17 protein-coding genes are annotated in these 19,731 nt (G+C 73.4%); 3 read left to right on the top strand and 14 right to left on the bottom strand.

The features are described 5' to 3' along the window. The first annotated feature begins 5 nt into the window (after positions 1-5). Entirely contained in the window at positions 6-2,516 is a 2,511-nt protein-coding gene (locus ACFZDK_RS11890) for an FtsX-like permease family protein (RefSeq protein WP_390971878.1), read from the top strand. Positions 2,517-2,678: 162 nt separating this feature from the next. Here the strand turns inward: ACFZDK_RS11890 and gndA are convergent, their stop codons facing one another. Continuing rightward, positions 2,679-4,118, bottom strand: coding sequence for an NADP-dependent phosphogluconate dehydrogenase (gene gndA, locus ACFZDK_RS11885; protein WP_390971877.1), 1,440 nt, complete (start codon positions 4,116-4,118; stop codon positions 2,679-2,681). Positions 4,119-4,292: 174 nt separating this feature from the next. Here gndA and ACFZDK_RS11880 point away from each other — a divergent pair, with 174 nt between their 5' ends. Together ACFZDK_RS11880 and ACFZDK_RS11875 are read left to right on the top strand one after the other, a co-directional pair. Beyond that, positions 4,293-5,093 carry a peptidoglycan DD-metalloendopeptidase family protein gene (locus tag ACFZDK_RS11880; protein ID WP_390971876.1) on the top strand — a complete coding sequence of 267 codons (801 nt, stop codon included), beginning with the start codon at positions 4,293-4,295 and terminating at the stop codon, positions 5,091-5,093. Continuing rightward, positions 4,981-5,886 (top strand): glycosyl hydrolase, encoded by a 906-nt coding sequence (locus ACFZDK_RS11875; protein WP_390972501.1) that lies wholly within the window; start codon positions 4,981-4,983, stop codon positions 5,884-5,886. Before ACFZDK_RS11880 ends, ACFZDK_RS11875 begins: the two co-directional genes overlap by 113 nt. Here the strand turns inward: ACFZDK_RS11875 and ACFZDK_RS11870 are convergent. The 13 genes from ACFZDK_RS11870 to ACFZDK_RS11810 all read right to left on the bottom strand — a co-directional run bounded on the left by ACFZDK_RS11870 (position 5,883) and on the right by ACFZDK_RS11810 (position 19,634). Next, on the bottom strand, positions 5,883-6,173 hold the full coding sequence (locus ACFZDK_RS11870; RefSeq protein WP_390971875.1) for a hypothetical protein: 291 nt from the start codon (positions 6,171-6,173) through the stop codon (positions 5,883-5,885). The genes ACFZDK_RS11875 and ACFZDK_RS11870 overlap by 4 nt on opposite strands. A 59-nt stretch (positions 6,174-6,232) precedes the next feature. After that, positions 6,233-7,555, bottom strand: a complete 1,323-nt coding sequence (locus tag ACFZDK_RS11865) for an NADase-type glycan-binding domain-containing protein (RefSeq protein ID WP_390971874.1) — start codon at positions 7,553-7,555, stop codon at positions 6,233-6,235. Further along, a complete protein-coding gene (locus ACFZDK_RS11860) occupies positions 7,552-8,112 on the bottom strand; it encodes a phage tail protein (protein WP_390971873.1) in 561 nt (186 codons plus the stop codon). Before ACFZDK_RS11860 ends, ACFZDK_RS11865 begins: the two co-directional genes overlap by 4 nt. Next, on the bottom strand, positions 8,109-10,070 hold the full coding sequence (locus tag ACFZDK_RS11855) for a putative baseplate assembly protein (protein WP_390971872.1): 1,962 nt from the start codon (positions 10,068-10,070) through the stop codon (positions 8,109-8,111). Before ACFZDK_RS11855 ends, ACFZDK_RS11860 begins: the two co-directional genes overlap by 4 nt. A gap of 6 nt (positions 10,071-10,076) precedes the next feature. After that, positions 10,077-10,520: a GPW/gp25 family protein gene (locus tag ACFZDK_RS11850; RefSeq protein WP_355721196.1), complete on the bottom strand. Its 444-nt coding sequence runs from the start codon at positions 10,518-10,520 to the stop codon at positions 10,077-10,079. Between the two features lie 40 nt (positions 10,521-10,560). Continuing rightward, positions 10,561-12,474, bottom strand: a complete 1,914-nt coding sequence (locus ACFZDK_RS11845) for a VgrG-related protein (protein ID WP_390971871.1) — start codon at positions 12,472-12,474, stop codon at positions 10,561-10,563. After that, positions 12,474-13,196, bottom strand: coding sequence for a LysM peptidoglycan-binding domain-containing protein (locus ACFZDK_RS11840; RefSeq protein ID WP_359211174.1), 723 nt, complete (start codon positions 13,194-13,196; stop codon positions 12,474-12,476). The genes ACFZDK_RS11845 and ACFZDK_RS11840 overlap by 1 nt, the downstream gene beginning before the upstream one ends. 44 nt (positions 13,197-13,240) lie before the next feature. Then, a complete protein-coding gene (locus tag ACFZDK_RS11835) occupies positions 13,241-13,663 on the bottom strand; it encodes a phage tail protein (RefSeq protein WP_355721187.1) in 423 nt (140 codons plus the stop codon). Between the two features lie 39 nt (positions 13,664-13,702). After that, complete coding sequence (locus ACFZDK_RS11830) at positions 13,703-14,233, bottom strand: hypothetical protein (protein WP_390971870.1); 531 nt, start codon at positions 14,231-14,233, stop codon at positions 13,703-13,705. Between the two features lie 2,670 nt (positions 14,234-16,903). After that, positions 16,904-17,071: a DUF6760 family protein gene (locus tag ACFZDK_RS11825; RefSeq protein ID WP_355721179.1), complete on the bottom strand. Its 168-nt coding sequence runs from the start codon at positions 17,069-17,071 to the stop codon at positions 16,904-16,906. Then, entirely contained in the window at positions 17,068-17,538 is a 471-nt protein-coding gene (locus tag ACFZDK_RS11820) for a hypothetical protein (RefSeq protein ID WP_390971869.1), read from the bottom strand. The genes ACFZDK_RS11825 and ACFZDK_RS11820 overlap by 4 nt, the downstream gene beginning before the upstream one ends. Beyond that, on the bottom strand, positions 17,538-17,981 hold the full coding sequence (locus tag ACFZDK_RS11815) for a phage tail protein (protein ID WP_046726369.1): 444 nt from the start codon (positions 17,979-17,981) through the stop codon (positions 17,538-17,540). Before ACFZDK_RS11815 ends, ACFZDK_RS11820 begins: the two co-directional genes overlap by 1 nt. A gap of 72 nt (positions 17,982-18,053) precedes the next feature. Further along, positions 18,054-19,634 carry a phage tail sheath subtilisin-like domain-containing protein gene (locus ACFZDK_RS11810; RefSeq protein ID WP_390971868.1) on the bottom strand — a complete coding sequence of 527 codons (1,581 nt, stop codon included), beginning with the start codon at positions 19,632-19,634 and terminating at the stop codon, positions 18,054-18,056. Positions 19,635-19,731: the final 97 nt, after the last annotated feature.

Raw genomic sequence — 19,731 nt, 5'->3', positions numbered from 1 at the left:
TCACCATGCTGCACTTCGCCCTGCGGATGGCCGCCCACCGGATCGCCTCGCTGCTCGCCGTGGCCTGCGCGGTCCTCGGCGGCGCGGCCCTGATCACCGCCACGGGGGTGCTGGCCGAGTCCGGTCTGCGCTCCCAGCTGCCGCCCGGGCGGCTCGGCGGCGCGGCCGTCGTGGTCGCCGCCGACCAGGAGTACCACCCGTCCGGCGACCTGCCGATCGCGCTGCCCGAGCGGGCCACGGTCCCGGCCGCCCTCACCGCCCGGCTGGCGACACTCCCCGGCGTCACGGCGGCGGTCGGCGACCTCGGCCTCCCGGCCGCGCTGACCGACCCGCACGGCCGCGTCCTCCCGGTCGCCGACGAGGACCCGGCAGCGGCGGGCCACGGCTGGTCCTCGACGAAGCTGCTCGGCGCCCCGCGCGTCGAGGGCCGGGCTCCGGCGAACGCGACCGAGGTGGCGGTGGACGCCTCGACCGGCCTCGCCGTCGGCGACCGGGTGCGCGTCGCCGCGAACGGCCGCACGGCCACGTCCTACCGGGTGACGGCCCTGGTCCACGCCCCGGACGCGGGCATCTACTTCACGGACGCGACGGCGGCACGCCTCCACGAGGACACCGCCGCCGTCGACCTCATAGGCCTGCGCACCGCCCCCGGAGCCGAGGCGCGGGTCGCCTCCGAGGTCCGGGAGGCGGTCGCCGGTACCGGGCTGAAGGTCCTCACCGGAGCCGACCGGGGCGTGGCCGTCGCCCCGGGCGTCGGTTCGGCGCGCTCCCTGCTCGTGCTGCTCTCCGGTTCGCTCGCCGGGATCGTGCTGCTGATCACCGGGTTCGTCACGGCCGGCGCGCTGGGCGTGGCGATCGCGGGCCAGCGCCGGGACCTGGCGCTGATGCGGGCGGTCGGGGCGACACCCCGGCAGATCCGCCGGCTGGCGGCGGCCCAGTCCACCGCGGTGACGGCCGCCGCCCTGGTCCCCGGCGTCGCCCTCGGCTATCTCCTCGCCGCCCGCTTCCGCGCCCTCCTCGTCCACCGGGACGTGCTGCCGCCCCGACTCCCCCTCACCCTCAGCCCGTTGCCCGCCCTGGCCGCGATCCTGCTGCTCGTCGCGACCGTCCGGTTCGCGGCCCGCTGCGCCGCCTGGCGCACCTCGAAGATGCCGGCCACCGAGGCGGTCGCCGAGTCCCGCAGCGAACCCCGCACCCCGTCCCGGGCCCGCACGGCCACGGGCCTGCTCCTGATGGCCGTCTCCCTCGTGCTGTCCGTCCCCCCGCTGCTGCAACGCACCCCGATCGGCGCCTCCGCCACCTCCGTCGCGGGCATCGTCGCCGCGATCGGCCTGGCCCTGGCGGGCCCCGCACTGGTCCGTTCGGCGGGCGAGACGGTCGTACGACGGCTGCGCCCCGGGGTGTCCGCGCCGACCTGGCTGGCGATGTCCAACGTACGGGCGTACGCGCAGCGCGTGACCGGGGTGATCAGCCCGCTCGCCATGGCCGTCGTGTTCGTGCTGACGTACACGCTCGCGCAGACCACGGTGCTGGCCGCGACCTCGGACGACACCCGCACCGGCACGCTCGCCGGGTACCGGCTGAGCGCGCCCGCGCTGGGCGGGCTGCCGACGGACACGCTGTCCGAGGTACGGCGGCTGCCCGGGGTGCGGGCGGCGGCGCCGGTCAATACGACCACCGTGGTGTGGCCGTACCGCATGTTCGACGACACCGAGACCGAGTCGGCCGCCGCGCTGATCCTCACCCCGGCCGCGCAGGACGTCCTCGACCTGGGGGTGAAGGAGGGCAGCGTGACCGACCTGACCGGCCCGACGGTGGCCGTCAGCAGCGAGGTGGCGGGGCAGCGCGACGCCGGACTCGGCGCCCGTATCAAGCTGTTCCTCGGCGACGGCGCGCCCGTCGAGGCGAAGGTGGTGGCCGTGTACAGCCGCGGGCTGGGCTTCGGACCGGTCGTCCTCTCCCACGACCTCGCCGCCGCGCACACCACGTCCGGCCTCGACCAGAGCGTCCTGGTCCGCACCGACGGCACGGCCACCGCCGGGCGCGGGCTCACCGCCCTGGCCGCCGACCGCCCCGGCCTCGCCCTCTCGGACACGGCCCCCGACGCGGGCGCGGACACCCCGCCCGAGGTGTGGGTGAACCTCGCCGTCATCGTCGTCCTGCTCGGCTATCTGCTGCTCGGCATCGCCAACCGGCTGGTCGCGGCGACGGCCCAGCGCCGCACGGAGATCGCCGCGTTGCGCCTGGTCGGCACCACGCCGCGGCAGATCCTCGCGATGATGCGCCGGGAGGCCGGGGTGATCGCGGTGGCGGCGCTGGTGTCGGGGGCCGCGCTGTCCGCGGTGCCGCTGGCGCTGCTGGGCCAGGGCTTCCTGGACCGGCCCTGGCCGGCGGGGCCGGGGTGGCTGGCGCCGGCGGCCGCGGTGACGGTGATCGTCACGTCGTACGTCACGATCGAGCTGCCGACGAGAAGGGCGTTGCGGGTGCCTCCGGCGGAAGCCGTGAGAGCCCCGTGAGGAGAGCCCCGTAAGGGGCGCGGGGCTGTATTCCATATGCGGCTACCGCCGCGTGGGCGCGACAAGCCACGACGGCGCCGCGGACGGCTGAGCACCGTTCGACCCGTGACGGTCCGTCGTGGCTGATCGCGCAGTTCCCCGCGCCCCTGTCGGGGCGCCTGATCAGCCCTCGGTTTCCGGACGGCCCTCTGTTGCCCAGTGCGTGTGGAAGGCACCCTCGCGGTCCGTGCGGCCGTAGGTGTGGGCGCCGAAGTAGTCGCGCTGGCCCTGCAGAAGGGCCGCGGGCAACCGGGCGGCGCGCAGGGTGTCGTAGTGGGACAGGGCGGCCGAGAACGCCGGGACGGGGATGCCGCGGCGGGCGGCGGAGGCGACCGTCTCGCGCCAGGGCACCTGTGCGTCGGTGATCTCCCGGGCGAACTCCTCCTGGGCGAGCAGGCTGACGAGGTCGGGGTCGGCGCGGTAGGCCGCGCGGATGCGGTCGAGGAAGGAGGCCCGGATGATGCAGCCGCCGCGCCAGATCCGGGCGACCGCGCCGAGGTCGATCTTCCAGCCGTATTCGGCGGCGGCGTCCTGGATCATCGTCCAGCCCTGGTCGTAGGCGATGACCTTGGAGGCGTAGAGGGCGTGTTCGACGCGGGAGGCGAAGCGGTCGGCCTCGGTGGCGCTGAGCGGAGGCGTGGTGCCGCCGGGCAGTCCGGCGTAGGCGGCGCGCAGCGCACCGCGGCCGGAGGCAGCGCGGGCGAAGGTGGCCTGGGCGATCGCGGTGACCGGCGAGGCGAGGTCCAGGGCGGTCTGGACGGTCCAGCGCCCGGTGCCCTTCTGACCGGCCGCGTCGGCGACGATGTCGACGAAGGGCGCGCCGGTGGCGGCGTCGACGTGGGCGAGGACGTCCGCGGTGATCTCGATGAGGTAGGAGCCGAGGCGGCCGGCGTTCCACTCCCGGAAGATGTCCGCGATCTCGGCGGGGGCGTAGCCGCCGACCTGGCGGAGCAGGTCGTAGGCCTCGGCGATGAGCTGCATGTCGGCGTACTCGATGCCGTTGTGGACCATCTTCACGAAGTGCCCGGCGCCGTCGGCGCCGACGTGGGTGGCGCAGGGCTCGCCGCCCACCTTCGCGCTGATGTCCTCGAACATAGGCCCGAGCACGGCGTACGACTCGGCGGAGCCGCCCGGCATGACGGACGGCCCGTTGAGGGCGCCCTCCTCGCCGCCGGAGACGCCGACACCCACGAAGTGCAGCCCCTTCTCGCGCAGCGCGGCCTCGCGGCGGCGGGTGTCGGCGAAGTGCGCGTTGCCGCCGTCGATGACGATGTCACCGGGTTCGAGGAGGGGCACGAACTCGTCGATGACGGCGTCGGTGGCGGCACCCGCCTGCACCATGATCATGATGCGGCGGGGGCGTTCCAGGGCGGCGACGAACTCGGCGGCCGTCTCGGCGCCGACGAAGCTGCCCTCGTCCCCGTACTCCTCGACCAGCGCGCGGGTGCGGGCGGGGGTGCGGTTGTGGACGGCGACCGGGTAGCCGTGCCGGGCGAAGTTCCGGGCCAGGTTGCGGCCCATCACCCCCAGGCCGGTCACGCCGATGGCTGCGGATGCGTTCACGGGGGACTCCGATCTGCGGACGAACGCTGACGTGCCCGGTGGTACGGGCGGACGGTGGGCGTCCGTTCAGCCCGCCGGGGCACCGGTGCCGATCCCGGATCCGAACGGGCGAAAGTCGCGGCTCCGGGCGTGTGCGTGCGGCCCGGGACCGTCCGATCGTCCGAGGATCCGACAATGCGAACGGATGATCCACGACTGCTCACGGCCGCGCTCGTCCTCCTGCTGACCGGCGCGTTCCTCACCACGCCCGCCAAGGCCGACCCCGAGGCCACCGAGCGCTGCGCCTTCGGAGCCCCCGGGGCCGCGGATCCCGACCCGCCGGTCGGCCTCGACGGCTGGACGGCGCCGACGGTCCGCTACCGGCTCTCCGCCGGCTACGCCGCCAAGGGCCGCCTGTGGAAACACCGGCACACCGGCCAGGACTTCGCGGTCGACGCCGGTACACCCGTGTACGCCGTCGGCCCCGGCCAGGTGGCGACCACGTCCTGCGGCGACGGCTACGGCAACCAGATCGTCTTACGTCACCCGGACGGGTACTGGACGCAGTACGCCCATCTGTCCGTGATCCAGGTCCGCCCCGGACAGCAGGTCGCGGCGGGCGAGCGGATCGGCTCGGCCGGCGCGACCGGCAACGCGGACGGCCCCCACCTCCACTTCGAGGTCCGCACCAGCCCGTACGCGGGCTCCGCGGTGGCGCCGCTGCCCTGGCTGCGCGGGCACGGGGTACAGGTCTCCGGCGATCCCGCGGGCCTCGCACAAAGTTCGAACATGCCCGCACCGCGCCCACCGGCTCCCGACAACGACCAGACTTCCCCCCATGGCTCGTCCGAGGTTCGTCCTCCTCATCACGATGGCCGTCCTCCTGCTGCTGCCGGTCTCCCGGCCGGAGACCCCACGGCCCGCCGCCCCCGGACCCTTCGGCGCGTACGTCGGCTACGGCGCCGAAGGGGTACGGCGGGTGAGTGCGCTCGGTGACTGGCTGGGACACGACGAGCCCCGGGTCGGCCACACCTATCTCCCGGGTGACGTGTGGCGGAACATCGAGGGCGCCCCGGACTTCGTACGGCTGTGGGCGCACTGGCGGCGGGCCGCGCCGGACCGCCTGCTCGTCCTCAACGTGCCGATGCTGGAACGGACCGAGGACCACCTGCCCGACGCCGAGGTACGGCGGCGGCTACGGCTCGGGGCGGGCGGGGCCTACGACGGCCACTTCCGCACGCTGGCCCGGCGGCTGGTCTCGGTCGGCGCGCCGGACACCGTCGTCGTCCTCGGCTGGGAGATGAACGGGGACACGTACACCCACCGCTGCGGGCCGGACCCGGCCGCCTGGAAGGCGTACTGGGTGCGGATCGTCACCGCGATGCGGTCGGTGCCGGGCGCGCGGTTCCGGTTCGACTTCACGCCGAACCGGGGGCGCGACGCCGTGCCCTGGACCCGCTGCTATCCCGGGGACCTCTTCGTGGACATCGTCGGGATGGACGCCTACGACTCCCCGCGCGGGCTCTCCTTCGAGGAACAGGTCGCGGAGCCGTACGGGCTGCAGGCCCAGGTCGACTTCGCCCGGGCCCACGGCAAACCCGTCTCGTATCCCGAGTGGGGGCTGTACGAGAACGGGGACGATCCGGCGTATCTGCGGGGCATGCTGGAGTGGTTCGCGGCCAACCGGCCGCTGTACCAGACCATCACCGACTACTGCCCGCACGGGGTGTGGGGCTGCCGGGGCAATCCCCGGTCGACGGCGGTCTACCGGTCGCTGATGCGGGGCTAGACCTGGCCCTGCCCCTGGCCCTGTGGGTTCGCCCCGCGCCGCCACCTCCGGATCCGGGCGAAGAGCCAGAGGCAGAGGGCGGCGACCAGCAGGCGCCCGACCAGGTCCAGGACGGCTTCCGCCAGCCGCCCGGCGGAGAAGCCGCCGGAACCGAAGGCGAGGGAGAACAGGGCGCCGAGGAACTTCACCACCACGTTGCCGACGAGGAGGAAGGCGATCGGGGTCAGCGGCACGTCGCGCCGGCTTCTGCGCGCGGTGCGCCGCTTCCCCGTGTCGTCCCCGGTCATGGCCGGATCCTCGCACCACTCCCTGTGCGGCGGACCGCCGGGTCAGGTGGGTGCGGCCGTCAGGAGGAGCCCGCGCTCGACGGGCCGAACAACTCGATCTCGGCGATGGCGACCTGGGTCTTCGCCGAGGCCTGGTAGGAGGACTCGATCGTGAAGCGGACGGAGACGACGTCCGCCGCGCGCAGGTTGCGGGTCTGGCCGCCGACCATCTGGTCGAGGGTCAGCTCGCGGTCCTCGGTCCTGCCGTCGGCCGTCTTGATCGTCACCTTCATGCGGTGCGGCAGCGCCGACTTCTTGAGCTGGTCGAAGTGGTTCGACTCGCCCGAGGAGACGATGACGTTCAGGAGGCGGGTCGGCTCGTCGAAACGGGCCTCGATCCACTCGCCCTCGCCGCCCTGGATCACGCCGGGACCCCACCAGGTGTTGCTCAGCTTGTCGAAGGCCAGGTCCGGCTTGTGCCCCGCGTACGAACGGGACGCGGTGATCCGGTCCGGGGAGACCTGGGCCCGCTTGGCGAAGTGGTCGCGGGTGGCGCTCACCGCGTTCGGGATGTTGAACGCCAGGACGGTGACGAGGGCGAGGACGACGGCCGCGACGATCCAGGTCAGCACGCGGTCGAAGGTGCGGCGGAGGCGGGGGCGGTCGCCGGCCCAGGGGGTCTCGCGGTTACGGAAGTCGAGGATGCGGCGCCACCAGGGGCGAGGGGCCGAGGAGGAGGCACTGCCGTGGCCGGCCATAGGCATGGCGCAGCGGGTGCAGAAGTGGCGGTCGGGGCGGTTGGGGGTGGCGCACCAGGGGCAGGGGGTGCCCCCGTGGGCGCCGAGGTCCTCGCCGGGGGCGCGGACGGAGGCGGGGCGCTGGGGGGTGGGGCGGCCGGGGAGGACGGGGGCGACGGAGGGGGCCGGGGGTGGGGTGGCGTCGGGGTCCTGTACGGGGACGAGGAGGCGGCGGGCGCGGTCGTGGGCGTCGTCGCCTTCGGCGGGCGGCCCTTGTGGGGGCTGGGCTGCGTCGGCGGCTTGCGGTGTGGGGACGGTGGGGGCGTCGGGGGTGGTGGGTTCGGTGACGGCCGGTGGGGGCTGGTCGCGCTCACGCGGCGGTAGCCGCACATCGGATTCAGCCCCGCGCCCCTGACGGGGCACGTCCTCCTGCTCGTCACGGGGCGCTGTCGTGGTCGTGGCCCGGAGCTCTCGTTGAGGGAGGCCCGAGCCGCCGTCGCGGCGGGTGAAGGCATCCCAGGCAGGGGCTGCTGTGGCCGGGGTCGGTTCGGGAGTCGGGGTGTCGCGGTTGCCGGTCCAGCTCAGGACGGCTCCGCAGGCGTCGCAGAAGGACTGGCCCGGTTCGGCGACCGTGCCGCACTCCGTGCAGTTCTGGGTGGTCGTCATGGCTGCGGGGTCCTTTCGGCGGACGCGGTCACCTGGACCGTGTAGGGCATGTGAGCGGGCCGGGCGGCGGCGACGAGGTGTTCCAGGCGGACCTCGTCGGCGGGGGTGGGGGCGGGGAGCGTGAGGTGGACGTGGAGGCGGGGGCGCGGGGTGCCGGGGAAGGCGCCGAGGGGGCGGGCGCTCCAGGTCGCGCCGCCGCTCTCGGTGATCTCCGGGGCGACGCCGAAGGCCAGCCGGACCGCCTCCGCGAGGCCCCGGCGGGTGCCGCGGATGCGGTGCAGGTAGGCGGCCGCGGCGACGGCGGCACGCAGCAGCGGTTCCGGTTCGGTGCCGTCGGTCTCCGCGCCGACCCAGGTGCCCAGCCACTCGGTGAAGTCCAGGGGGGCGAGGGCCGGGTCGAAGTAGGTCGGGAGGCAGTCGAGGACGTTGGGGATGGGGGCGATCACGTCGTCCAGGCCGGCCACGAACCGCAGGGCGAGGTCGTCGTCGGCGAAGACCGCCGGGAGCATCCGGCCGATGGGGACGGAGGAGCCCAGGCCGTCGATCGAGCCCCTCATTCGCCGATCACCCGGACCCGGTGGTCGTAGGAGAAGACGAGGGAGGGGGCTTCGAGGTCGATGCGGTCGGTCGGGTCGCCGCGTTTGCCGGTGAGGGGGTCGGCGGGGTGGAGGACCACCTCGTCGACGAGTTCGACGCCGGGGACGCGCTGCAGGACCGCGAAGACCTCGCCGGACTGCACCGGGCGCCCGAACGGCCAGCCCTTGCCGTCCGCGCCGCCGGTCAGCGGGTCGAGGTGGCGGTACAGGGCGTCGTGGGCCTGGCGGCGGACCCGGTCGACGTCCACCCCGCGGAAGGCATGGACGGTGGCGACCACGGTGACGCCCTGGTAGAAGGGCGGGCCGACCGCCAACCGGGTGCCGATCAGGCGGCGTTCGTCCAGGTGGCGGGTGATGCGGTCCAGGAGGGCGTCCCCGGGGACGAGTTGCTCGAAGCGGAGGCGGCCGCCGGGGTCGGGGACCGCCTGGGGCACCACCAGCACCCGTACCGCGTAGGACCCGTACTCGGTCTCCTCGCCCTCCAGGCAGGTGATCCGGGCCGTCTCGGGGGCGGCGCGGCGGGCCAGCTCCTCGTAGTCGCGCAGGGTCACCGCCCGCTCCTGGGCGCGCAGGGTGATGGGGGCGCGGACCTTGGCCTCGGCGACCGTCTCGCCGTCCACTCCCCCGCGCGCGGCCTCGCGGTTGACGACCTCCGAGACGTACGGGATGGAGGAGCGGAGGATCTGTACGGCGCCCCGGGCCACGTTGCCGTCCCGGCCGCCGCCCGTGCGGTAGCGGCGGGCCCGGACGACCGCGCCCTTGGGGGCCACCGCGCCGTACTGGCGCAGGGAGCCGTCCGGTTCGCGGACCGCCGGGCCGAAGGCGATCTCGCCGGTGGTCGCGTCGAGGGTGAGGTGGCGGTCGTACGGGCCGGAGGCCGCGAAGTGCGGGACGACCTGCCAGTCCAGCCAGCCGTCCTCGCCGTCGTGCTCGGCGGTCTGCAGGAGGAGCGGCGGGGTGTCGCCGACGACGGGGGCGTGGGCGAGCCGCAGCCGCTGGCCGGGCAGGCCGGTGGACTCGCCGAGCGCCTCGTCCTCGACGGTCTCCGCGTGGACGGCGCCGGTGGTGCCGCCGACCGTGCAGGCCTCGGCGAACCGGACCGTCGGGGAGGTGGTGTAGAAGGGCTGGTCGGAGTGGGGTTCGGTGACCCGGCAGCGCAGCCAGCCCGCCTCCCGGCCGCCGTTGCGGGAGAGCACGTGGCCGCCGGGGACGTGCAGCACGACCTCGCCGGGGCGGTTGAGTCCGCCGGTGCCGTCCCGGTCGACCTCGCACTCCCGCCAGCCGTCCTCCGTCCACGCCTCCCACACCAGCGGCGGCTGCCGCGGGTCCACGCCGACACCGTCGACCCGGCTGTCCAGGTCGAGGGCGACCGCGCAGTGCGGGACGGCCGCGGTCAGGCCGAGCAGCATGCAGTCACCGGGGTTCGGGGCCTCGGTGAAGCACAACAGGTCCTTGCCCTCGGCGAGTTCATGGGTGAGGTCGACGACCGCCGAGCCGCGCTCCTGCTTCATCAGGTGCCGCAGCTCGCTCGGTACGACGGTCAGGGCGCGCTCGGTCGCGAAGACCACCGCCTCCTGGGTCTCGGTACGGCGGGTCGCCACCTCCGTGCCGACCGGCACCGGCACCGGGTCCTCCTGGGCCGCCGACAGCCAGAACGTCACCTCGGTGCGGGCGGCGGAGGGCGGGAAGAGGGTGATGCCGACCAGGTCCAGGAAGGCCAGGTGGTTCTTCTCCGGGACCCGGTTGAGCCGGTAGACGATCTGGTCGGCCATGTGCGCGACCGTCTCCACCAGGGTGATGCCGGGGTCGGAGACGTTGTGGTCGGTCCACTCCGGGGCGCGCTGCTGGATGTAACGCTTGGCGTCGTCGACGAACTGCTGGAAGCGGCGGTCGTCGAGGTTCGGGGAGGGCAGGGCCATCGGGGATCAGCGGTCGCTTTCCGAGGAGTCCGAGGAGGCGGGCGGCAGGTCCGGCTCGTCGTGGGAGGGGATGACGTAGAAGGGGAAGACGAGGCTGCGCGGGTTGTTGGTGCCGCGGACCGAGTAGCGGACGTCGATCATCAGCACGCTCGGGTCGGCTCCGGTGGTGACCTCGACGTCCTCGACCTCGATCCGCGGCTCCCAGCGGTCGAGGCTGGCGTACACCTCGTGCTGGATCCGGCCGGCGGTCTGCTCGTTGACAGGCGCGAAGACCAGGTCGTGGATGGCGCAGCCGAACTCCGGCCGCATGGGGCGTTCGCCGGGGGCCGTGGAGAGCACGAGCCGGATCGCCTCCTCGACCTCCTTCTCGCCGCTGACCAGGGCGATACCGCCGGTGGGGCCGATCCGGAGCGGGAAGGACCACCCCGAGCCCACGAACTGCTCCGCCATCAGCTCCGCACCCGCCTCTCCGGGAGGACCTGGCGCCCGCTCATGCCGGGATCACCATCACGGTCAGTCCGGCCATGGTCAGGTTGCCGAGGACCGGCACCTGCGGGGCCGTGATCGCCACGGTGGCGAGGGAGCCGAGCGCCAGGGCACCGTTGCCGCGCAGCGAGGCGGCACCGGTCGCCATCAGGTTCAGCGCGGCGGCGTTCACCGAGACCGCCCCCGTCGGCGCCTTGATGTCGACGAGTTCGGCGCTCTGCAGGGACAACGGTCCCCCGCTCCTGATGCTGAGCGCGCCCTTCGCACGCAGCGACAGACTGGTGCCCGCCTCGACCGACACCGCCCGGTTCCCCTTGATGGAGACGTCACCCTTGCTGTCCACGGTGATCTCGGTCTTGGTCCGGTCGAGGAACACGGTCAGCCTGCCGTCGCCGCTGGCCAGCCGGACGCCCTCCTTGCGGCCCTTCTGGTCGAGCAGGTCCACGTGGTTGCCGGACCGGTCGGAGACGGTGTGCCGGGTGGCACGGCCGCGCATGCCGTCGTGCAGCGGGACGTCCTTGACCCGGGTCGGCTTGTCCTTGCCGTTGTAGAGGCCGCCGATGACGTACGCGTGGTCGAGGGTGCCCCGGTCGAAGGCGACCAGCACCTCGTCGCCGACGTCCATCGGGAACACCCCGCCGCCGCGCACCCCGCCCAGCTGCACGGACCGGGTCCAGTCGCTGACGTAGGTGTCGTCCAGCCAGGGGAACTTGACCTTCACCCGGCCCTGCTGGAGCGGATCCTGTACGTCGGTGACGAGCGCCGGGGCCACGCTGAGCTGCCGGTCGAGGCCGCCGTCCGCACCACCGCCGCCGGAGGCGACGCCGTACAGGGACCGCCACTGCCGGCCGCTGACCGTCACCCAGGTCTCGTAGTGCTTGGCGTCGCCGAAGACATGCCGTACCGAGGTGACCGTGTACTTGCCCGCGAAGGGCGTGCCGACGTCCTTGAGCGCCACCGGCACCCCGGGCCGCAGCTGCGGATTGCCCCGCACCACGACCTCGACCTCGGCGAACCCGGACGTCACGTCGTCGGCGAGGGCGGCGGCCGCGAACTTCACCTCGGACTGCTTGTCGTAGGGGGTCCGGGTCTCCACCAGCTTGGCCGCCGGGAACTTGGCGTACGCGTCACCGGGGGTGGCGCCGATGCTGTACCCCTGGTTGCCGTTGGCCTTGGAGGTCGCGGTGAGCGTCTTCTTCGTCGTCACGTCCCAGCCGCGGGACTCGACCGTGGCGACCTGGTCGGCGGCGGTGACGGCGGAGCGCAGCCGCAGGATGTCGTGGCCGGCCTCCAGGACGAAGGGGCTCTTGTCGCCGTCCGTGCTCGTCGAGGGCGCCCCCGAGGCGTCCTTCGGCTTCACGAACTGGAACTTCCCCTTCGCGTCGACCGACATGACCATCTCGTTCTCGTCGGCGAGCCGCGCGAGGAACTCCCAGTCGGTGACGTTGCTCTGGCTGATGAACTCGTAGACGGTCTTCGTCGCGTCGATTCGGCCGATCGGCACCCCGTCCTGCCCGGCCAGCTTGCGGGCGATGTCGGAGGCGGTCTGGTTGCGGTACGCGACCACCCGGCGCTGCCGCATCAGCCGGAAACCCTTGTCGTAGCCGCGGATCACGGCATAGCTGCCGGTGCCGTCGTACTCCGCCTCCATCGCGGTGACCTCGCCGGTCAGCAGCGGGCCCGCCGTGTCCAGGCCGTCGGACATCGGGGTGAGCACCACCTCGCTGCCGAACTTCACGCCCAGGTCGCCGAGGAGCTTGCGGTCCTTGTCCCGGAAGGTCAGCTGGAAGGCGGCCGGCACCCCCACGCCCTGGTCGACATGGGCGTCCATCAGCGCGGACCCCCACACCGGGTCGGACTTCAGGTCCTTCCCGTTGATGGTCACCTTGATGATGTTCGAGTAGGCGTACTTCACCATCAGTGCCGCACCTCCTCGGCGGCAGGCAGCACGAGTTCCGTCCCGGCGGGCAGCCGGTTCGGGTCGTCGATCCCGTTCGCGTCGGCGATCGCCCGCCAGGCGGACGCGTCGCCGTACTCCCGCCAGGCCAGCGCCTGCAGCGAGTCCCCGGCGACCACCCGGTGCACGCGCTGCGCGGTGAGCGCGCCGGAGGTGGGGTTCTGCCCGGGGGTCTTGGTCGGGATCTCCTGGAGTTGCAGACGGCAGGTGGCCCGGATGGGCATCCCGCTCGTCCCGAACAGCGTGTAGGAGGCGTCGACCGAGGCGACGTACGCCGTGAACCGGGCCGTCGAGAACGACCCCCACTCGAACACCACCCACGGCGGCGACGGCCGCTTGTTCGCGATGCTCTGCGCGGTGACCTCGCAGCACGTCAGCAGCGACTCGACCTTCTTCAGCACCGAGTTCGCGGTCGGCTCGTCCGAGGAGTCCAGGAAGATCTCCACGCTCATCTGGCGCGGGTGCGCGCCGAGGAACTCCGGGAGCGGGCCGTCGCGTTCGATCGGCGCGTAGGAGGACTTCCAGTCGGCGCGGCGGCCGATGGTGAGCTGCGCCGGGTTGAAGTCGAAGTTGAAGGACTTCATGAGAGCGCCCGGGGTACGGCTGCCGCTCGGCGGGGGCTGGTGGATCTCCAGGGTGGCGCGCACGAGGCTCTTGCCGGCGCCCCGACTGCTGCTGGCCATTGTCTTTCCCTGCCCTCTCGTCTCTCTCGTCTCTCTCGTCCCGCTCAGTCCGTGAATCCGTGGTGGGTGATCTCCAGGACCTCGGTGGCCACGGCGGGACTGGCCGGGTCGAGGGAGGGGCCCTGCCAGCTCACGGGCAGCACGTCGAGAAGGCCCCACCGGGCGACCTCCGAACCGTCGGCGCGCAGCGCCGTGATCTGGGCGGTGGGCCGCTTGATGCCCGTCTGCACGGAGGAGATCCACTTCGCGACCTTCGAGGTGTCCGGGGTCAGCGGTCGCGTCAGCCGGATGGTGGAGAAGGTGACCCGGGTCGGCAGCTGCCACACGAAGCCGTTGTTGCCGCCCTCCTGCCGCCGCTCGATCTCCACCTGCGACGACAGCCCCTCGCACCCGTTGAAGTAACCGAGGCTCTCACCGTCGATGGAGAGGCTGAACCAGATCGTGGTTCCCGGGTCCTGGCGAGCCATCGGGGGCCTTTCTGTGGGGCGGGGATGTTGCGGGGATGTTCAGGGACGGAAGTCGCGGAGCTTGCCGACGCGTTCGCGGTCGCGGCGGAGTTCGGTGCGGACGTGCCGGGTGATGCGGTCGATGATCCGGTGCACGAGCGCGTCGACCTGGTACTCCGTCAGAGCGCCGGGATCGAAGCCGCCCTCTTCGACCGCCCGGTACTCCGGGGGGAGGTCGTCGTTCTCCGCGGTGACGACGTGGCCCCCGGGTGGGGGTGGCGGCGGGCCGTCGGGGGGCAGCTGTCGAGGTGCCTTGGTGACGGGGGCGGGGGGAGGAGGGGTCGTGGTGGTGACCGGCTCCTTCTTCAGGGAGGTTTTGGTTCCCGTGATCGCCGCCGGTGGGAGGGCTGTGGTGAGGGCGTCGCGCTGGATGGTGGGGAGGTTGAGGGGGGCTACGGGGAGAGGGGCGGCGGTGGAGAGCGGGGTGGTGGGGCGGAGGGGGACGGGGTGAGGGGTGGTTGCGGTGGTGGTTCTGGCGTCGGCCTGCGGGGGTTGAGCGCGCTCACGCGGCGGTAGCCGCACATCAGACACCGCCCCGCGCCCCTGACGGGGCGCTGCGGGCGGGGTGGGGGGAGAGGGGGACGGACGTCGCTGTACGAAAGGCGGTTGACCGTCGGCGGGAGCGGGGACGGGGCCGGAGGCTCCGGTCAGGAACGGGGGTACGGCGAGAGGGGCGGGAGCGGGGGTGGTGCTCGGCGGGACGGGTATCTGACGAGGCGCTTCGGGCGTCGGGGGCGGGACGGAAACGGTCGGCCGCTCTCCCGGACCGCTCGTCGCCCTCCGCCGCTGGACGGACGGGACGGGAGTGGCCGGGACCGTCAGGGGGGCGCCGAGACCGAGGCGGGGAGTGGGGGCGGGCGAGGCCGTGGTCGGAAGGTCGGTCGGGGCGGGCTGCGGGCGCGCGCTCGGACGGGTCGGCGCCTGATCCGTCGTCCGACGCTGTACGGGCGCCCCGAGGGCTCCGGCCCCCGCCGGACGGGCGAGCGGGGCGCCGAGGCCCGGGCGAAGCGAGCCGGGCGGCGTCGCGGTACGCGGCACCGGAGCGGAGGCCGAAGTACCGGTCGACGGAGCCGGGTTGGGACGACGCGAGGGTATCGGCGCCGATGCCGACGGGGCTTCCCGCCCTGCGGCGGCGGGGGCCGCGGGCGAAGGACCGGTCACGGGGGCCTGGACGGGCTCACGCAGGGGCCTCGGCTCAGCCGACGCGGCTGCGCGTGCTTCCGGTACGACATCAGCAAGGGTCGCCGCGCTCTCCGCCACCCGACGCTGGACGGAAGGGGAAGCGGGCACGGCCACCGGCGAAGGACCGGTCACGGGGACCTGGTCGGGCTCGCGTCGGGGCTTCGGCTGAACCGATGCAGTTGCGCGTGCTTCCGGTACGGCGCCGGGGGCGACCACGCGCCGCTGCACCGCCGAAGGGTTGGTCGCGGAGGGCCGGACGGGCTCGCGCGGGCGCTTCGGGTCGGCCGACGCGGCATCAGCAGGGGTCGCCGCCCTCTCCGTCACCCGGCGCTGCACGGAAGGGGAAGCGGGCACGGCCACCGGCGAAGGACCGGTCACGGGGACCTGGTCGGGCTCACGCCGGGACTTCGGCTCAGCCGATGCAGTTGCGCGTGCTTCCGGTACGGCATCGGCGGCGACCACGCGCCGCTGCACCGCCGAAGAGCTGGTCGCGGAGGGTAGACCGGGCTCCCGCGGACGCTCCGGTTCAGCCGACGCGGCTGCGCGTGCTTCCGGTACGGCGTCGGGGGCGGCCACGCGCTCCGCCACCCGTCGCTGCACCGCCGAAGCGCTGGTCGCGGAGGGCCGGACGGGCTCGCGAGCCGTCGCGGCATCAGCAGGGGGCGCCGCGTTCTCCGTCACCCGGCGCTGTACAGCCGCCTCGCGGCCGACGCTCTCGGTCGGGGTCGACGGCGGGCGTACGTGTGGGGAGGAGGGTGTGGTTGCGCTGGTGGTCCTGGTGTCGGCCGGTGGGGGCTGAGCGCGCTCACGCGGCGGTAGCCGCACATCAGACACCGCCCCTCGCCCCTGACGGGGCGCTGCAGGCGGGGTGGGGGAGGAGGGGGACGGACGGCGCTGTACGAAAGGCGGTTGGGCCCCGGCGCTCGTGGGTGACTGTGCCGGGGCCTCCGCCGGCGGGGTGCCGGGTGCAGTCGGAGAAGTCGGCGTGTGGCTGCCGCCCGGTGCAGTACCGCTCGCCGTCCGCCGCTGTACCGGAGGCACGGCGGCGGGCGTCGCGGAGCGCGCGGGAGGTGTCGTCGTAGGTGACATGGGTGCCGTAGCCCTGGAGGACGTGCGGTCGGCAATGGCCGGACCCGTCACCGCTCGCCGTACGGCCCCGTCCTCGGCTCGGTCGCCCTCCCCCGGCGCCGGCACCGCACCGCCCTCGCTCGCCAGCGCCCTCGGCGCCGACGGCAGTGTCCGGCGCTGCACGGCCGTGACCGATGTGTTCGCCGGCGCATGCGTGAGCGCGCCGCGCCGAGGCGCGACGGGAGGGGCCGGTGTGACGCGCGGCCCCGTGGCCGGAGCCGGGGCGACCGGAGCCGGCTGCGGCGCCCACGCCACGGGCACAGCCCCGGAAACCGAAGCCGGAGTCGAGGTCGTGGCCGGACCGGCCGTCGCCGGGGTGACCGCCCGCTGGGCAGCAGGCGCCACCGGCCTCTGCGGCTTGCCCTTGCCCACGGCAGTCGGCAAAGGCCCCGACAACGGCACCCGCTGCACCACCGGCGCCGCCCCAGAGGCCCCGGCGGTGACCGACCCGGCCGACCCGGCCGAAGAACCGGCCGCTCCCCTCGTAGGACCACCCCTGACCGCCCGCAACGGCACCACCGGCAGCGGTGGACCGGCAGGTCTCGTCGGGCCTGCCAACGGCATGGACTGCATGGGCCGTTCGAGGCCGGACACGGCCCCCGCTCCGGTCCGTCCCGTCAGGCCGCCGCTCGCCAGGGACGCGCTGGACTCGCCGTCCAGGACCGCGTGTGAGCGCATGCCGAGGAAGGACGGGTTCTGCCAGGTCGGCAGCCGGCCGCCGAAGCCGGGGTCGGCGACCGGCCCGCCCGTCCCCAGCGCACGCTGGATCGGCGGCAGTCCCGGCCAGGCCGCCGCCACCACGGCACGCGGCGCCTCGGCGGAAACCCCGGGCTCCACCTGCGTTTCCGGAGCGCGTTCACGCCCCCGTACCCGATCCCACAGCCCCACCGCTCAGCCCTCCGCCCCTGCGGAGGCAGCCCGGGTCACCAGGGACGCGATCTCCGCGGTGTAGCGGCGGCGGTCGGCGTGCTCCAGGTCCAGGATGTCCTCCAGGTTCCAGTGGAAGTGGTAGGCGACGTACGCGATCTCCTCGTGCAGCCGGTCGGTCGCGTACGTCACGATTCCCCCAGGCGGCTCCCGCCGAGTTCCACCTCGAAGGGCTCCGAGCAGTGCGGGCAGTTGACCGCGGCCCGGGTGTGGCCCTCCGCGTTGATCTGGCGGTAGAAGTCCTGCAGGAACGCCAGGTCGGAGGCGAACATGTTCTCCACGATGCCGTCGTGCATGAGCGGCAGCGTGCCGAGGCGGGTGATCACCCGGCCCAGCAGCACCACCGACAGAAACGCCGGGTTCTCCTGGACGCGGATGTCCCGCAGCGGGATCAGCTCGTCGCGCGCCGTGGACAGCCGCATCACGCCGTCCCGGTGGACGGTGCCCTGCTCGTCGACGTAGCCGCGCGGGAGCTGGAACGGGAACTCCGTGCGCAGCACCTCGCGGGGCGCCTCCTGCTGCGGGGGCGCCGCCGTGGTCGTCACCTCCGGGGCCGGGGGCGCTGCCACGCTCCCGGCCCTGCCGGCCGAACGCCTCATTACTCGATGACCAGTTCTTCGAACGTGATGGTCACCGACTCGGTCAGCGCGGACGCCTCGCCCGCCTTGACCGTGGAGGTGTCGATCTTGCTGCACCAGGCGTTGCGCAGGTTGTAGCGCTTCACCGGGGTGTTCTGGAAGTCCATCATGATGATGGTGGCGTTCTTGCGGGCCGTGGCCATCTGGCCGTTGATCGACTCGTTGATCCACTGGGTGAACGACGAGGACTGGGTCATACCGCGGACGACCGTGCAGGTGCCGTTCTTCTTCACGCCCGGCAGGTTGCGGACGTGGTTCTTCCCGTCCGGCGTGTTCTGCTGGTAGGTGATGACGTCCTGCTCCATCGACAGGCCGCTGACCTCGGCGAGGTACTCGACCATCACGCCGTCGATCTGCAGACCGAAATTGTGCGATGTGAGGGCGTCACCCGGCTGGAGACTCATCTCTGTTACTGCCCGTTCTTCTCAAAGTGCCTGGAAAACAAGGGGGTTCGGCGCAGCCCGGCTGTCTGCCGGCTACTCCTGGAGCTCGCCGCTGCCGCTGGAGAACTGGGCCAGCCGGAAGATCACGAACTCGGCGGGCTTGACCGGCGCGATGCCGATCTCGCAGATCACGCGGCCGACGTCGACCGACTCCGGCGGGTTGGTCTCCTCGTCGCACTTGACGTAGTACGCCTCCTCGGGCCGCTGCCCGAACAGGGCGCCGCTGCGCCACTCGTTGACCAGGAAGGCGGAGATGTTGCGCCGGATGCGGGCCCAGAGGTTGTGGTCGTTGGGCTCGAAGACCACCCACTGGGTGCCGATCAGGATCGACTCCTCCAGGTAGTTGAAGTACCGGCGGATGTTCAGGTAGCGCCAGGCCGGGTCGGAGGACAGGGTGCGGGCGCCCCAGATGCGGATGCCGCGGCCCGGGAAGGCGCGGATGCAGTTCACGCCGATCGGGTTCAGGAGGTCCTGCTCACCGCGGGTGATCTGGAGCTCCAGGTCGACCGCGCCGCGGATCACCTCGTTCGCGGGGGCCTTGTGGACACCGCGCTCGGCGTCGTTGCGGGCCCAGACACCGGCCACGTGGCCGGACGGCGGGACCAGCCGGGAGGTGCCGGAGGCCGGGTCGAAGGTCTTGATCCAGGGGTAGTAGAGGGCCGCGTACTTGGAGTCGTAGCCGGCCGTCTCCTGGCGCCAGACGCGGATCTGGCGGGCGTTGAGGCCGGGCGGCGGGTCGATGACGGCGACCCGGTCGCCCATCAGCTCGCAGTGCGCGATCAGGCCGAGCTGGACGGCCTTGACGGCCTCCAGGTCGATCGCGCCGCGCTGGTAGGCGGCCATCAGGTCGGGCACGGCCACCATGGACACCTCGTCGACGGCCTCCAGGCCGCCGAAGCCGGTGCGGTCGGCCGAGTCGCCGAGGTAGGTGGCGGGGCCGGGGTGGGAACCGGCGTCCGCGACGGGGGACGCGGACGCCGGCGTCGGGGTCGGGGCCACCAGGGCCACCGTCTGGTTCTCCGGACGGGCCAGCTGCGCGGCGGGCGCGGCCTCGGTCACGGCGATGAGCTTGGAGCGCTCCTTGACCTGGGTGACGACGTAGTTGCGGCCGCCCTTCTTCGCGGTCACGTCGAAGGTCTCGACGGGCTTGCCGCCGTCCTTGACGACCAGCTTGAAGCGCTCGGCGGGGCCCTCGCCCTCCGGGTCGGCGACCTCGACGCTCAGGTCGCCGGAGGCCACCGCGCTGACGGTGAAGGTGCCGAGCTGCCTGGCCTCGCCGGGCGGCAGCGCGGCCGGGGCGGCCGAAGTCCCCACGGCCGCCGGGGTGCCGGAGGCCGCCGCGCCCTCGGGCGAGCCGCCGACCCGGACGACGTAGGCCGCCGTGCCGCCGTTGTTGAAGAAGCCGTAGACGGAGTGCGCGAGGTAGTACCCGTCGGTGAACTCACCGAAGGCCGCCACGTACTGCGTCCAGTTGGTCACCAGCGTCGGCTCGTTCAGCGGACCGGTCGGGGCCAGGCCCACGAAGGCCGCCACCGACGTGCCCACCCCCTCGATGGGACGCGAGCCGCTGGCCACCTCCTCGACGTAGACGCCGGGCGACAGGTAGGACGGCATGCTCTGCTCTCCTCGGGGTACGAGACAGGAACAATCCCCACCCTCACGCGCGAAGCGCGCACGCCGAAACGGCCTCCGGTGCCTGTCGGCGGGCAAT

Source organism: Streptomyces sp. NPDC007901 (assembly GCF_042959465.1).
GTDB lineage: Bacteria > Actinomycetota > Actinomycetes > Streptomycetales > Streptomycetaceae > Streptomyces.
The sequence above is the reverse complement of the archived record's forward strand: the minus strand, read 5'-3'. Positions and strand labels throughout refer to the sequence as shown.

Coding starts and splice junctions, on each gene's coding strand:
- ACFZDK_RS11890 (WP_390971878.1), top strand. CDS start 6: ATGCTGCACTTCGCCCTGCGGATGGCCGCCCACCGGATCGCCTCGCTG.
- ACFZDK_RS11880 (WP_390971876.1), top strand. CDS start 4,293: ATGCGAACGGATGATCCACGACTGCTCACGGCCGCGCTCGTCCTCCTG.
- ACFZDK_RS11870 (WP_390971875.1), bottom strand. CDS start 6,173: ATGACCGGGGACGACACGGGGAAGCGGCGCACCGCGCGCAGAAGCCGG.
- ACFZDK_RS11865 (WP_390971874.1), bottom strand. CDS start 7,555: ATGACGACCACCCAGAACTGCACGGAGTGCGGCACGGTCGCCGAACCG.
- ACFZDK_RS11860 (WP_390971873.1), bottom strand. CDS start 8,112: ATGAGGGGCTCGATCGACGGCCTGGGCTCCTCCGTCCCCATCGGCCGG.
- ACFZDK_RS11855 (WP_390971872.1), bottom strand. CDS start 10,070: ATGGCCCTGCCCTCCCCGAACCTCGACGACCGCCGCTTCCAGCAGTTC.
- ACFZDK_RS11850 (WP_355721196.1), bottom strand. CDS start 10,520: ATGGCGGAGCAGTTCGTGGGCTCGGGGTGGTCCTTCCCGCTCCGGATC.
- ACFZDK_RS11845 (WP_390971871.1), bottom strand. CDS start 12,474: ATGGTGAAGTACGCCTACTCGAACATCATCAAGGTGACCATCAACGGG.
- ACFZDK_RS11840 (WP_359211174.1), bottom strand. CDS start 13,196: ATGGCCAGCAGCAGTCGGGGCGCCGGCAAGAGCCTCGTGCGCGCCACC.
- ACFZDK_RS11835 (WP_355721187.1), bottom strand. CDS start 13,663: ATGGCTCGCCAGGACCCGGGAACCACGATCTGGTTCAGCCTCTCCATC.
- ACFZDK_RS11820 (WP_390971869.1), bottom strand. CDS start 17,538: ATGAGGCGTTCGGCCGGCAGGGCCGGGAGCGTGGCAGCGCCCCCGGCC.
- ACFZDK_RS11815 (WP_046726369.1), bottom strand. CDS start 17,981: ATGAGTCTCCAGCCGGGTGACGCCCTCACATCGCACAATTTCGGTCTG.
- ACFZDK_RS11810 (WP_390971868.1), bottom strand. CDS start 19,634: ATGCCGTCCTACCTGTCGCCCGGCGTCTACGTCGAGGAGGTGGCCAGC.